The 12,807-nt window shown below is 63.2% G+C and carries 11 protein-coding genes; 6 read left to right on the top strand and 5 right to left on the bottom strand.

What is annotated here, in order from left to right:
- The first annotated feature begins 76 nt into the window (after window positions 1–76).
- Window positions 77–1,327, top strand: a complete 1,251-nt coding sequence (locus AD664_RS20465) for an aspartate aminotransferase family protein (RefSeq protein ID WP_053149164.1) — start codon at window positions 77–79, stop codon at window positions 1,325–1,327.
- Between the two features lie 178 nt (window positions 1,328–1,505).
- Here the strand turns inward: AD664_RS20465 and trxB are convergent, their stop codons facing one another.
- Window positions 1,506–2,468 carry a thioredoxin-disulfide reductase gene (gene trxB / locus AD664_RS20460; RefSeq protein WP_003205459.1) on the bottom strand — a complete coding sequence of 321 codons (963 nt, stop codon included), beginning with the start codon at window positions 2,466–2,468 and terminating at the stop codon, window positions 1,506–1,508.
- A 309-nt stretch (window positions 2,469–2,777) separates the two neighbouring features.
- On the opposite strand from trxB, the gene cysZ reads away from it, so the two are divergent.
- Both cysZ and AD664_RS20450 read left to right on the top strand, forming a co-directional pair.
- The gene (cysZ, locus tag AD664_RS20455) at window positions 2,778–3,536 is read left to right on the top strand and encodes a sulfate transporter CysZ (protein ID WP_042729392.1); all 759 of its coding nucleotides are present in this window, start codon (window positions 2,778–2,780) and stop codon (window positions 3,534–3,536) included.
- Window positions 3,537–3,573: 37 nt separating this feature from the next.
- On the top strand, window positions 3,574–4,773 hold the full coding sequence (locus AD664_RS20450) for a glycosyltransferase family 1 protein (RefSeq protein WP_053149161.1): 1,200 nt from the start codon (window positions 3,574–3,576) through the stop codon (window positions 4,771–4,773).
- 135 nt (window positions 4,774–4,908) lie between these two features.
- On the opposite strand, the gene AD664_RS20445 is transcribed toward AD664_RS20450, so the two are convergent.
- The 3 genes from AD664_RS20445 to AD664_RS20435 all read right to left on the bottom strand — a co-directional run bounded on the left by AD664_RS20445 (window position 4,909) and on the right by AD664_RS20435 (window position 7,336).
- A complete protein-coding gene (locus AD664_RS20445; RefSeq protein WP_053149159.1) occupies window positions 4,909–6,012 on the bottom strand; it encodes an NADH:flavin oxidoreductase in 1,104 nt (367 codons plus the stop codon).
- Between the two features lie 240 nt (window positions 6,013–6,252).
- Window positions 6,253–6,735 (bottom strand): glutathione peroxidase, encoded by a 483-nt coding sequence (locus tag AD664_RS20440; RefSeq protein ID WP_047738275.1) that lies wholly within the window; start codon window positions 6,733–6,735, stop codon window positions 6,253–6,255.
- A 115-nt stretch (window positions 6,736–6,850) separates the two neighbouring features.
- Complete coding sequence (locus tag AD664_RS20435; protein ID WP_047738276.1) at window positions 6,851–7,336, bottom strand: peptidylprolyl isomerase; 486 nt, start codon at window positions 7,334–7,336, stop codon at window positions 6,851–6,853.
- Between AD664_RS20435 and AD664_RS20430 the strand changes: the two genes are divergently transcribed.
- The 3 genes from AD664_RS20430 to AD664_RS20420 all read left to right on the top strand — a co-directional run bounded on the left by AD664_RS20430 (window position 7,305) and on the right by AD664_RS20420 (window position 10,713).
- On the top strand, window positions 7,305–7,643 hold the full coding sequence (locus AD664_RS20430; protein WP_053149156.1) for a DUF3565 domain-containing protein: 339 nt from the start codon (window positions 7,305–7,307) through the stop codon (window positions 7,641–7,643). The genes AD664_RS20435 and AD664_RS20430 overlap by 32 nt on opposite strands.
- Before the next feature lie 61 nt (window positions 7,644–7,704).
- The gene (gene pta / locus AD664_RS20425) at window positions 7,705–9,804 is read left to right on the top strand and encodes a phosphate acetyltransferase (RefSeq protein WP_053149154.1); all 2,100 of its coding nucleotides are present in this window, start codon (window positions 7,705–7,707) and stop codon (window positions 9,802–9,804) included.
- A complete protein-coding gene (locus AD664_RS20420) occupies window positions 9,805–10,713 on the top strand; it encodes an acyltransferase (protein WP_047738281.1) in 909 nt (302 codons plus the stop codon).
- A 183-nt stretch (window positions 10,714–10,896) separates the two neighbouring features.
- Here AD664_RS20420 and cysN read toward each other — a convergent pair whose 3' ends face one another.
- Entirely contained in the window at window positions 10,897–12,795 is a 1,899-nt protein-coding gene (gene cysN, locus AD664_RS20415) for a sulfate adenylyltransferase subunit CysN (protein WP_042732316.1), read from the bottom strand.
- Window positions 12,796–12,807: the final 12 nt, after the last annotated feature.

Here is a 12,807-nt window from a genome sequence, read left to right as displayed (position 1 = left end):
ACTTTATTTCGTTTGCCGACGCCCTTCGCTCACCGCTTGAATAGCGCACGCCATCTTCCCTTGCGAGCGGTCATTCATGAGCAGCGAAACCATCAGCCAATCGATTTCCATCGTGCACCCCATCAGCCTCAGCCACGGCAGGAACGCCGAGGTCTGGGACACCGATGGCAAGCGCTACATCGATTTCGTCGGCGGCATCGGCGTGTTGAACCTCGGCCATTGCCATCCGCGCATCGTCGAGGCGATTCGCACACAGGCGACCCGGCTGACCCACTACGCGTTCAACGCTGCACCGCATGTGCCCTACATTGAACTGATGGAGCGCCTGAGCGCATTCATACCGGTGGACTACCCGGTCAGTGGCATGCTCACCAACAGCGGTGCCGAAGCGGCGGAGAACGCCTTGAAGATCGTGCGCGGCGCCACCGGCCGCACTGCCGTCGTGGCGTTTGACGGCGCGTTCCATGGCCGCACCCTGGCCACGCTCAACCTCAACGGCAAGGTCGCGCCGTACAAACAGAAGGTCGGCGTGCTGCCTGGGCCGGTCTATCACCTGCCGTATCCGAGCCAGGACAACGGCGTCACGTGCGCCGAGGCGCTCAAGGCCATGGAACGGCTGTTCAGCGTCGAGATCGACGTGAACGACGTCGCCTGTTTCATCATCGAACCGGTGCAGGGCGAAGCCGGCTTCCTGGCCTTGGATGTACCGTTTGCCCGGGCGCTGCGGCAGTTCTGCGATAAGCAGGGGATCGTGCTGATCGTCGATGAGATCCAGTCCGGCTTCGGTCGCACCGGCCAGCGCTTCGCATTCTCGCGCCTGGGCATCGAGCCGGACCTGATCCTGCTGGGCAAGAGCATTGCCGGCGGCGTGCCACTGGGCGCGGTGGTGGGACGCAAGGCGTTGCTGGACAACCTGCCCAAGGGTGGGCTGGGCGGTACTTATTCAGGCAACCCCATCGCCTGCGCCGCCGCATTGGCGACCCTGGACGAGATGACCGATGCCCACTTGCACACCTGGGGCACCCAACAGGAAGCAGCGATCGTCAGCCGCTACGAAGCCTGGCGCCATCGTAAACTGACACCGTACCTGGGCCGCCTGACCGGCGTCGGCGCGATGCGTGGCCTCGAACTGGCCCATGCCGACGGCACGCCAGCACCGGCACAACTGACCCAGTTGCTGGCCCTGGCACGGGAAGCGGGCCTGCTGTTGATGCCCAGTGGCAAGTCGCGACACATCATCCGCCTGCTGGCACCGTTGACGACCGAACCGGCGGTGTTGGAGGAAGGCCTGGATATTCTCGAAGCGTGCCTGGCGAAGTTGTCCTGATACGATCTAAAAGCCATGGATAACCTGTGGGAGCGGGCTTGCTCGCGAATGCGGTATGTCAGTCAAACCTGTGCTGGCTGACCCACCGCTTTCGCGAGCAAGCCCGCTCCCACAGGGTTCCAGGAAGTCCACACACATGAAAAAACCGGCCGAAGCCGGTTTTTTTGTACCCGATGAATCAGAACGAAGCGTTCTGCAGGCCGTCCAGGTAACGCTCGGTGTCCAGGGCCGCCATGCAGCCGGCGCCGGCCGAGGTGATGGCCTGGCGGTAGACGTGGTCGGCCACGTCGCCGGCCGCGAAGATGCCTTCGACGCTGGTGGCGGTGGCATTGCCGTCACGGCCGCCCTTGACGACCAGGTAGCCGTCCTTGAGCTCCAGCTGGCCTTCGAACAGCGAAGTGTTCGGCGTGTGGCCGATGGCGATGAACACGCCGTCGACCTTGATCTCGTCGAAACTGCCATCGTTGTTCTTCAGGCGCGCGCCGGTCACGCCCATGTTGTCGCCCAGCACTTCGTCCAGGGTCGCGTTGAGCTTGAGGATGATCTTGCCTTCGGCAACGCGGGCGTTGAGCTTGTCGATCAGGATCTTCTCGGCGCGGAAGGTTTCACGACGGTGGATCAGGGTGACCGTGCTGGCGATGTTGGCCAGGTACAAGGCTTCCTCGACAGCGGTGTTGCCGCCGCCGACCACTGCCACGGGTTTGTTGCGATAGAAGAAACCGTCGCAGGTGGCGCAGGCGGAAACACCCTTGCCCATGAAGGCTTCTTCCGACGGCAGGCCCAGGTAGCGAGCGCTGGCACCGGTGGCGATGATCAGGGCATCGCACGTGTAGGTCGCGCTGTCACCGGTCAGGGTGTAGGGCTTGGCGGCAAAGTCCACGGCGTTGATGTGATCGAAAACGATCTCGGTTTCGAAGCGCTCGGCGTGTTCTTTCATGCGCTCCATCAGGGCCGGGCCGGTCAGGCCGTGGACATCGCCCGGCCAGTTGTCGACTTCGGTGGTGGTGGTCAATTGACCGCCGGCCTGCATGCCGGTGATCAGCAGCGGCTTGAGGTTGGCACGGGCGGCATAGACAGCAGCGCTGTAACCGGCAGGGCCGGAACCGAGGATAATCACTCGCGAATGACGGACTTCAGACATGACCTGCTCCTGTTGACCGGACCCTGCGGCCCGGAACGCCGGGTGAGCGGCGTGAATAAAAAAGACCGTTGACGCACTTGGGGAAGGCTGGGTTCGACGGTCCTGAAAAAGAATGGGTGCAGCGTATCGAGGGAGCGAAGATTAAGGAAATACGGTTTAACAATCCAGCTCATAGGTGAGCTCTATCCGCAATGGTCGCTCCAATAGCAGCGGTTGTAGCCTGAAACGTTGTTACACGCCATGTCGCCGCTTTCGCGCGCCAGACAAAGCCGGTAAGGTCGGCGCGATCAACTTCGTTCGGAGCTCCTCATGCCCGCCCCTGTCCTGTCCGGCCCGCAATACCTGCAAGAAGGCCTCAAGCTGGTCTTGAGCCCGGGCCTGCGCCTGTTCGTTCTGTTGCCGTTGGCCATCAACCTGGTGCTGTTCGTCGGGCTGATCTACCTGGCCGGCCACCAGTTCAGTCTGTGGGTCGACACCCTGATGCCCTCGCTGCCAGAGTGGCTGGGCTTCCTCAGCTACATTCTCTGGCCGTTGTTCGTGGTACTGGTGGTGCTGATGGTGTTCTTCACCTTCACCCTGCTCGCCAACATCATCGCCGCGCCGTTCAACGGTTTTCTCGCGGAAAAGGTCGAGGTGGTCATCCGTGGCACCGATGACTTCCCGGCATTCAGCTGGGGTGAGCTGATCGCAATGGTTCCTCGCACCTTCGCCCGGGAGGCGCGCAAGCTCGGCTATTTCCTGCCCCGCGCCCTGGGGCTGTTCGTGCTGTCGTTCATTCCGGTGGTCAACCTGGTAGCCGCCCCGCTGTGGCTGCTGTTCGGGGTGTGGATGATGGCAATCCAGTACATCGACTACCCGGCGGACAACCACAAGCTGGGCTGGAACGAAATGCTCGCCTGGCTGCGGCAGAAGCGCTGGCAGAGCCTCGGCTTTGGCGGCAGCGTGTACCTGGCGCTGCTGATCCCCGTGGTCAACATCCTGATGATGCCGGCGGCCGTGGCCGGGGCGACCTTGTTCTGGGTGCGCGAGCAAGGGGCCGAAACCGCGTTGGCGCGGCAGGTCCCTTAAGGTCACAAATCCATCATCCTGACGTCACAATGACGACATGGCCCCGGTCGACACTGGGGTCATGACCACACACCTGCACATCACCCTCATCACTGAAACCTTCCCGCCGGAAATCAATGGTGTGGCCAATACCCTGGGCCGTCTGTACGACGGTTTGTGCGCCCGAGGGCACCGGGTCGAGCTGATCCGTCCCCGCCAGGGCGACGACCAGCGCCAGGCCAGTGACGAGCAATTGCTGTTGTGCCGGGGCTGGCCGTTGCCGGGTTATCCGGGCCTGCAGTGGGGCCAGGCGTCGATGCACAAGCTGCTGCGGCGCTGGAAACGTCACCGTCCCGACGTGCTGTACATCGCCACCGAAGGCCCGCTTGGGCTAGCCGCGTTGCGGGCGGCGCGGCGCCTGGGGATCGCGGTGGTCAGTGGTTTCCACACCAACTTCCAGCAGTACACCCAGCAATACGGGCTCGGGCTGTTGAGCCGCGTACTCACGCATTACCTGCGCTGGTTTCATAACCGCTCCCACCTGACCCTCGTCCCCAGCCTCAGCCAGCGCCTGGAGCTGGAACGGCGGCACTTCGAACGCGTGGCATTGTTGTCGCGGGGTGTGGACAGCCAGCTGTTTCACCCGATAAAGCGCTCGGCCAGCCTGCGCGAGGCCTGGGGCCTGGGCGATGACGACATGGCAGTGATTCATGTCGGACGCCTGGCGCCGGAGAAGAACCTCGGCTTGCTCAAGCGCAGTTTCGACAGGCTGCGCAGTACATTCCCGGAGCGGCGGATGAAGCTGGTGGTGATCGGCGATGGCCCGCAACGCGCCGAACTGGAACAGGCACTGCCCGAGGCGATTTTCTGCGGTTCGCAACGTGGCGAAACGCTGGCCAGCCACTATGCCTCGGGAGACCTGTTTGTCTTCCCGAGCCTGACCGAAACCTTCGGCAACGTGGTGCTCGAAGCGCTGGCGTCCGGGTTGGGCGTGGTGGCCTATGACCAGGCCGCGGCGGCCCAGCACATTCGTCACGGCTATAACGGCGTGCTGGCGATGCCAGGGGATGAAGAGGCGTTCTGCGACGCCGCCTGTTGGCTGCTGGAGGCCCGCGAGAACTTGCGTTGCGTGAGGCTCAATGCACGCCAGCATGCCAGCCGCCAGGGTTGGACGGCCGTGATCGAGCAATTCGAAGCGCAGTTGCGCGGGGCTTGCCTGACTGAGCAGGCGATGCCGGCAGCCTCGACAATACGTTAGTCCCAGGTGCCGTGCAGATCGCCATCGCGAGCGAGCTCGCTCCCACAAGGGATCCTGGTCGCGGACAAGGTAGATGTCCGCCAGAGATCAGTGTGGGAGCGAGCTTGCTCGCGATAGCGTCAGTTCAGTCAGTCCTTAAACCAAGGTCATCAACGCCTCGCGGCTGAACGGCAGGATCTCCTGCTCGCGGCCGTCGCGAACTTTTTGCGCCCAGTCCGGATCCACCAGCAGCGCACGCCCCACAGCCACCAGGTCGAACTCATCGTTGTTCAGGCGCTCCAGCAACTTCTCCAGGCTGGCGGGCTGGGCGACCTTGTCGGTGTTGACCATGAACTGCAGGAACTCGCCATCCAGGCCGACGCTGCCCACGGTAATGGTCGGCTTGCCGGTGAGCTTGCGGGTCCAGCCGGCCAGGTTCAGCTCGGAGCCTTCGAATTCCGGTTCCCAGAAACGCCGCGTCGAGCAGTGGAAAATGTCCACGCCGGCGTCGGACAACGGCTTGAGGAATTCGCCCAACGCCTGCGGCGTCTGCACCAGGCGGGCGGTGTAGTCCTGCTGTTTCCATTGGGAAAAACGGAAGATAATCGGGAAGCCCTCGCCCACCGCCGCGCGCACGGCACGGATCAGCTCGATCGCGAAGCGCGAACGGTTGGCCAGGCTGCCACCGTAACCGTCGGTACGCTGGTTGCTGCCCTCCCAGAAGAACTGGTCCACCAGGTAGCCATGGGCTCCGTGGATCTCCACACCGTCCATGCCGATGGCCTGGGCATCCTTCGCGGCCTGAGCGAATGCGGCAATGACCTCGTCGATGTCCGCCTGGGTCATGCCATGGACCACCACCTGGCCGTCCTTGAGTTTTTCGGTCGGCCCGTAGCCCGGCACGCTGGCATCCGGCTCGGTCCCGATGCGGCGCACACTGCCCACATGCCACAGTTGCGGAACGATCTTGCCACCTTCGGCATGTACCGCGTCGACCACCTGCTTCCAACCGGCCAGCGCGGCGTCACCGTAGAAATGCGGCACGTGGGGATAACCGTTGGAAGCCTTGTGCCCGACCGTGGTGCCCTCGGTGATGATCAGGCCGACGCCGGCGGCTGCGCGGCGGCGGTAGTACTCGATCACCTTGGCATTCGGTACCCCGCCCGGCGAGAAGGAACGGGTCATCGGCGCCATCACCACTCGGGTCGGCAACTCCAACGCGCCGAGGTGGAAGGGTTTGAACAGGGCTTTTACAGGCATGGGGCACTCCACGGGGATAAGGTCGCAGGTCTATATGACGAGGATAATATGTGCCGTGCCGAGTGGTGGGTAGCACTATTGATTGGAGTGATTAAGGATCAGAAGGGAGCACTGAGGTTCGCTCAATCATGAACCCCGTGGCGAGGGAGCTTGCTCCCGCTGGGCTGCGTAGCAGCCCCTTTTTTGGCGATTGCCGCGCAACCGAGCGGGAGCAAGCTCCCTCGCCACACGGGCCGGGCTTCAACCCAATGCTTTTTCGATGGCCTGGATCACCGCAGGATCATCCGGTGCCGTACGCGGCGAAAACCGCGCGAGTACCCGGCCATCCTTGCCCAGCAGGAATTTCTCGAAGTTCCAGGTGATGTCGCCGGGAAACTCGGCGCCCTCGCCCGCCAGCAGGCGATACAACTGATGGCGGTCATGACCGTTCACTTCCAGTTTGCTGGACAATGGGAACGTGACGCCATAGTTGAGGCTGCAGAAGTCCTGGATCTCCTGCTCGGTCCCGGGCTCCTGCCCGGCGAACTGGTTGCAGGGCAGCCCCAGTACGCTGAAGCCCCGGTCCTTGAATTGCTGGTGGAGGTTTTCCAGCGCGGCGTACTGAGGCGTCAGGCCACATTTGGAGGCGACGTTGACCACCAGCACGACTTGCCCCTTGAACGGCGCCAGAGGAAGCTCCTGACCATCCAGGGCTTTCAGTTTAAGGTCGTGGAAAGCACTCATGACGAACTCCAGGTTTGCAGGTCTTTTCGAAACAGCCACGGTCGATGCTAACAGCAACCGACCAAAAAAGGCGCCTCACGGCGCCTTTTCAGTTCTCTGAGCGTAGCGCAGAAAATCAGTGGTGATGACCACCTTCGCCATGGACGTGACCATGGGCCACTTCTTCCTGGCTGGCGTCACGGATGTCGACGACCTTGACCTTGAAGTTCAGGCGCTGGCCAGCCAGCGGGTGGTTGCCGTCGACAGTCACGTCGTCGCCTTCCAGATCGCGGATGGTGACGATCTGCATCTGGCCATCGGGGGCCGATGCGTGGAACTGCATGCCCACTTCCAGCTCGTCGACGCCTTCGAACATGCTGCGGCTCAGGGTGCTGACCAGTTCGGCGGAGTACTCGCCATAGGCATCTTCCGGCTCGACGGTCACGTTCAGCTCGTCACCGGTGGTTTTACCTTCCAGGGCTTTTTCCAGGCCCTGGATGATGTTGCCTGCACCGTGCAGGTAGACCAGCGGTGCGCCGCCGGCAGAGCTGTCGATGACCTCACCAGCGTCGTTGGTCAGGGTATAGTCGATGGAGACAGCCTTATTGGCGGCGATCAGCATGGGGCGAGACCTTTTGCATAAGAATGAAGAACGGACAAGTCTAAACAAGGATTTGCCCGAAAGCGAACGGAACCCGGACAAACGGGCTAGCGTAGCCAGACCGACGGTCTGCGGTTTCCACCAGGACGAGGACGGGCACTGGGTGGCCGAGCTGTCCTGCGGCCACACCCAGCATCTGCGCCACCAGCCGCCCTGGCAATCCCGGGCCTGGGTCCTGGAACCGACGCAACGTATTGAAAAAATAGGCCAGCCCTTTGATTGCGGCTGGTGCGCGCAAGCCCCCGTTAGCGATAACCTTGGCGACTGAATTTCACGGCAGACGGCCAGACATAGGCCTCGCCCTTGCCATGCACCCTTAGAGAACCCGCATGCAAACTTTTTTTATCGCGCCCACCGATTTTGGCGTGGGTCTGACCTCCATCAGCCTCGGGCTGGTGCGTACCCTCGAACGGGCCGGGTTGAAAGTCGGCTTTTTCAAGCCCATCGCCCAGCCGCACCCCGGCGACACCGGGCCGGAGCGCTCGACCGAACTGGTGGCGCGCACCCATGGCCTGAAACCGCCACAGCCCCTGGGCCTGGCCCACGTCGAACGCATGCTCGGCGACGGCCAGCTCGATGAGCTGCTGGAAGAAATCATCACCCTGTACCAGCAGGCCGCCATCGGCAAGGACGTGCTGGTGGTCGAAGGCATGGTCCCGACCCGCAACGCCAGCTACGCCGCCCGGGTCAACCTGCACCTGGCCAAGAGCCTGGACGCCGAAGTCATCCTGGTGTCGGCGCCGGAAAACGAAGTGCTGACCGAGCTGTCCGGCCGGGTTGAGTTGCAGGCGCAATTGTTCGGCGGGCCGAAAGACCCGAAAGTGCTCGGCGTGATCCTGAACAAGGTCCGCACCGAGGAAAGCATGGACGCCTTCTCCGCCCGCCTCAAGGAACACTCTCCCCTGCTGCGCAGCGGCGATTTCCGCCTGCTGGGCTGCATCCCGTTTCGTCAGGAACTCAATGCGCCGCGTACCCGTGACGTGGCCGACCTGATGGGCGCGCAGGTGCTCAATGCCGGCGACTACGAAAGCCGGCGCATGAGCAACATCATCATTTGCGCCCGGACCATGCGCAACACCGTGGAACTGCTCAAGCCCGGCGTGCTGGTGGTCACCCCCGGCGATCGCGACGACATCATCCTGGCGGTGAGCCTGGCCGCCATCAACGGCGTGCCGCTGGCCGGCCTGTTGCTGACCAGCGACACCCTGCCCGACCCACGCATCATGGACCTGTGCCGCGGCGCCTTGCAGGCCGGCCTGCCGGTGCTGTCGGTCAGCACCGGCTCCTACGACACCGCCAACCTGCTCAACGGCCTGAACAAGGAAATCCCGATCGACGACCGCGAGCGCGCCGAGATCATCACCGACTTCGTCGCCAGCCACCTGGACGCCAACTGGCTGCACCAGCGCTGCGGCACGCCACGGGAGATGCGCCTGTCGCCTGCCGTGTTCCGCTACCAATTGATCCAGCGCGCCCAGGCCGCCAACAAGCGCATCGTCCTGCCCGAAGGCAGCGAGCCGCTGACCGTCCAGGCCGCCGCCATTTGCCAGGCCCGGGGCATCGCCCGCTGCGTGCTGCTGGCCAAGCCGGCCGACGTCGAGGCCGTGGCCCGTGCCCAAGGCATCGAACTGCCGCCGGGGCTGGAGATTCTCGACCCGGACTCGATCCGCGAGCGCTATGTCGAGCCCATGGTGCGACTGCGCAAGAGCAAGAGCCTGAACGCGCCAATGGCCGAGCAGCAACTGGAAGACACCGTGGTGATCGGCACCATGATGCTGGCGCTCGATGAAGTGGACGGGCTAGTGTCCGGCGTCATCCACTCCACCGCCAACACCATCCGCCCGGCGCTGCAATTGATCAAGACCGCCCCGGGTTGCTCCCTGGTGTCCTCGGTGTTCTTCATGCTGTTTCCCGAGGAAGTGCTGGTCTATGGCGACTGCGTGATGAACCCGCACCCCAGTGCCGCGGAACTGGCGGAGATCGCCCTGCAGAGCGCCGACTCGGCCGCCGCGTTCGGTATCACGCCACGGGTGGCGATGCTCAGTTACTCCAGCGGCGAATCGGCCAGTGGCGAGGAAGTCGAGAAAGTCCGCGAAGCCACGCTGTTGGCCCACGAGGCGCAACACGGCCTGCTGATCGACGGCCCGCTGCAGTACGACGCCGCCGCCAACGAAACCGTGGCGCGACAACTGGCGCCCAATAGCCAGGTGGCCGGCCGGGCGACGGTGTTCATCTTCCCGGACCTGAACACCGGCAACACCACCCACAAGGCCGTACAACGCAGCGCCGACTGCGTCAGCCTCGGGCCGATGTTGCAAGGCCTGCGCAAGCCGGTGAACGACTTGCCGCGCGGCGCCCAGGTCGACGACATCGTGTACACCATCGCCCTGACCGCGATCCAAGCCGCCAACCGACCCATGGACATTTAAATGCTGGACTTCCTGCCTGCCCCGGTACGCGGCGTCATCGCCTCGCTGCTGCTGGCCCTCAATACCATTGTCTGCTGCACACCGCTGTTCATCGTGGCGATCTTCAAGTTGCTGCTGCCCTTCCCCGCCGCCCAGCGCTTCACCGACTGGCTGATGAGCCATATCCATGAAGCCTGGATCAGCAACAACAAGGCCTGGATGAACCTGCTGCGCCGCACCCGCTGGCACCTCAGTGGCCTGGAGGGCCTGGACTACCAGCACTCGTACCTGATCACCAGCAACCACCAGAGCTGGGTCGACATCATGGTGTTGCAGTACGTGCTGAACCGTCGCGTGCGCCCGTTGAAGTTCTTCCTCAAGCAGGAGCTGATCTGGGTGCCAGTGATCGGCCTGGCCTGGTGGGCGCTGGGGTTCCCGTTCATGAAGCGCTACTCCAAGGCTTATCTGGAGAAGTACCCGGAAAAGAAAGGCAAGGACCTGGAAACCACCCGCAAGACCTGCGCGAAGTTTCGCGACAATCCGGTGGGCATCTTCAACTTCGTCGAGGGCACCCGCTTCACCGAAGGCAAGCATGCCCAGCAGCAGTCACCGTTTCGCTACCTGCTCAAGCCCAAGGCCGGAGGCATCGCGTTCGTGCTGGATGCGATGGGTGAGCAACTGGAGTCGATCATCAACGTGACCATCCACTACCCCGGCGGTCGCCCGGGGTATTGGGACCTGCTGTGCGGCAATGTTGCCGAGGTGGTCGTGCACTTCCAGGAACTGAAGATCCCACCCCAGTTCATCGGCAAGAGCTACGACCTGGACGGCGCCTATCGCCTGGAATTCCAGGGCTGGATCAACCAGCTGTGGCAGGACAAGGATGCGTTGCTGGAACAGATGCATCGGGAACATTCCGCCAAGTCTTGAGGTGGCTGCACTGGCCTCATCGCGAGCAAGCTCGCTCCCACAGGGATCGGTGTGAACGCCGACTCTATATTCACTGACAATCCCCTGTGGGAGCGAGCTTGCTCGCGATAGCACCCCTCCAGACAACAAAAAAAGCCCGCCGATGATCGCTCATCGGCGGGCTTTTTGTTGGCCAGCGCGGTGTCAGATCGCGCCGCGACTGCGCAGCAGGTCCAGCACTTGCTTGACGCTCTCTTCCAGGGTCAGTGCCTGGGTGTCGATCACCAGGTCGGCATCCAGCGGCACGTCATACGGGAAGGACTCGCCCGGGATGTTGTCGCCGGCGGCGGCATACAGCCCTTGCGGGTCACGCTGGGCACACACGCTCGGCGAGGCCTGGACGTAGACCGTCAGCAGACGCTCCTTGCCGATCAGGTCCTTGGCCTGTTCACGCCCTTCGGCACTCGGCGCCACGAACGCCGCCAGGGTCAACAGGCCGGCTTCGTTGAACTGACGGGCGACGTGGGCCGCACGACGCCAATTCTCGGTGCGTCCGGCGCGGTCTTGCGGCAGGCCCTTGTTCAGGTCGTGACGCAGGTTCTGGCCGTCGAGCACGAACACCGCGCGTCCCGAGTCGAACAGCTTGCGCTCCACGGCATAGGCCAGCGTGCTCTTGCCAGCGCCCGACAGGCCACTGAACAGGACGGTGGCCGGCTTCTGGCCGAAACGCTGGGCGCGCTCTTCCACCGACACGTGGGCCAGCTTGCCATGATGGGTGCTGCTGCCGTGAGCCAATGGCTGGGCCACGATCATGCCGGCGCCGACGGTGCCATTGGTCAGGCGATCGATGACGATGAACGCGCCGGTGGTGCGGTTGCTCTCGTAGCCGTCCAGGGCGATCGGTGCATCCAGGGCGATCTTCACCTTGCCGATTTCGTTGAGCTGCAACGCGCTGGCCGGCCCCTCTTCCAGGGTGTTCACGTCCACCTTGTTGACGATGCTGGCAATCGAGCCCGGCACGTAGCTGGTGGCCCGCTTGATGTCGTATTTCTTGCCCGGCAACATCGGTTCTTCAGCCATCCACACCAGCATCGCTTCGAAGCTGTCGGTGACCGGCGGTACGTTGTCGGCATGCACCAGCAGGTCGCCGCGGGAGATGTCGATCTCGTCTTCCATGGTCAGCGTCACCGCCTGGCCTGGGCCGGCCTGCTCCAGCTCACCTTCGAAGGTGACGATGGACTTGACCCGGCTGCTCTTGCCCGAAGGCAACACCACCACTTCGTCGCCCTTGTGCACGATGCCGCTGGCCAGGGTGCCGGCGAAACCGCGGAAGTTCAGGTTCGGACGGTTGACGTATTGCACCGGGAAGCGCAGGTCGGTGAAGTTACGGTCGCCCGCCACTTCCACGGTCTCGAGGATTTCCATCAGCGACTGACCGGTGTACCACGGCGAGCGCTCGGACTTGTTCACCACGTTGTCGCCCTTGAGGGCCGACATCGGTACGAAATGCATGCTCGTGGGCTTCATCTTCAAGCCTTCGGCGAACTGCAGGTAGTCGGCCTTGATCGACTCGAACACGCCCTGGTCGAAGTCCTTGAGGTCCATCTTGTTGATGGCCACCACGATGTGCTTGATGCCCAGCAACGAGGCGATGAAGCTGTGGCGACGGGTCTGGGTCTGCACGCCGTAGCGCGCGTCCACCAGGATGATCGCCAGGTCACAGGTGGACGCACCGGTGGCCATGTTGCGGGTGTACTGCTCATGGCCGGGGGTGTCGGCGATGATGAACTTGCGCTTGGCGGTGGAGAAATAACGGTACGCGACGTCGATGGTGATGCCTTGCTCACGCTCGGCCTGCAAGCCGTCGACCAGCAACGCCAGGTCGATGTCGTCGCCGGTGGTGCCGACTTTCTTCGAATCGCGGGTAATGGCTTCCAGGTGATCTTCGTAGATCATCTTGGAGTCGTGCAGCAGACGCCCGATCAGGGTGCTCTTGCCGTCGTCGACGTTGCCGCAGGTCAGAAAGCGCAGCAGTTCCTTGCGCTCGTGCTGGCCCAGGTAGGCGAGGATGTCCTCGCTGATCAAATCAGATTGGTGGCTCATTGCATTCAAGCT

Source organism: Pseudomonas sp. P97.38, from assembly GCF_001269745.1.
In the GTDB taxonomy this organism is placed as follows: Bacteria; Pseudomonadota; Gammaproteobacteria; order Pseudomonadales; family Pseudomonadaceae; genus Aquipseudomonas; species Aquipseudomonas chlororaphis_E.
Note: the sequence above shows the minus strand (reverse complement) of the source record. Positions and strands in the feature narration are given on the sequence as shown.

Bases quoted from the DNA above. Each gene is read 5' to 3' on its own strand.
- AD664_RS20465 (WP_053149164.1), top strand. From the start codon at position 77: ATGAGCAGCGAAACCATCAGCCAATCGATTTCCATCGTGCACCCCATC.
- trxB (WP_003205459.1), bottom strand. From the start codon at position 2,468: ATGTCTGAAGTCCGTCATTCGCGAGTGATTATCCTCGGTTCCGGCCCT.
- cysZ (WP_042729392.1), top strand. From the start codon at position 2,778: ATGCCCGCCCCTGTCCTGTCCGGCCCGCAATACCTGCAAGAAGGCCTC.
- AD664_RS20450 (WP_053149161.1), top strand. From the start codon at position 3,574: ATGGCCCCGGTCGACACTGGGGTCATGACCACACACCTGCACATCACC.
- AD664_RS20445 (WP_053149159.1), bottom strand. From the start codon at position 6,012: ATGCCTGTAAAAGCCCTGTTCAAACCCTTCCACCTCGGCGCGTTGGAG.
- AD664_RS20440 (WP_047738275.1), bottom strand. From the start codon at position 6,735: ATGAGTGCTTTCCACGACCTTAAACTGAAAGCCCTGGATGGTCAGGAG.
- AD664_RS20430 (WP_053149156.1), top strand. From the start codon at position 7,305: ATGGAGACAGCCTTATTGGCGGCGATCAGCATGGGGCGAGACCTTTTG.
- AD664_RS20435 (WP_047738276.1), bottom strand. From the start codon at position 7,336: ATGCTGATCGCCGCCAATAAGGCTGTCTCCATCGACTATACCCTGACC.
- pta (WP_053149154.1), top strand. From the start codon at position 7,705: ATGCAAACTTTTTTTATCGCGCCCACCGATTTTGGCGTGGGTCTGACC.
- AD664_RS20420 (WP_047738281.1), top strand. From the start codon at position 9,805: ATGCTGGACTTCCTGCCTGCCCCGGTACGCGGCGTCATCGCCTCGCTG.
- cysN (WP_042732316.1), bottom strand. From the start codon at position 12,795: ATGAGCCACCAATCTGATTTGATCAGCGAGGACATCCTCGCCTACCTG.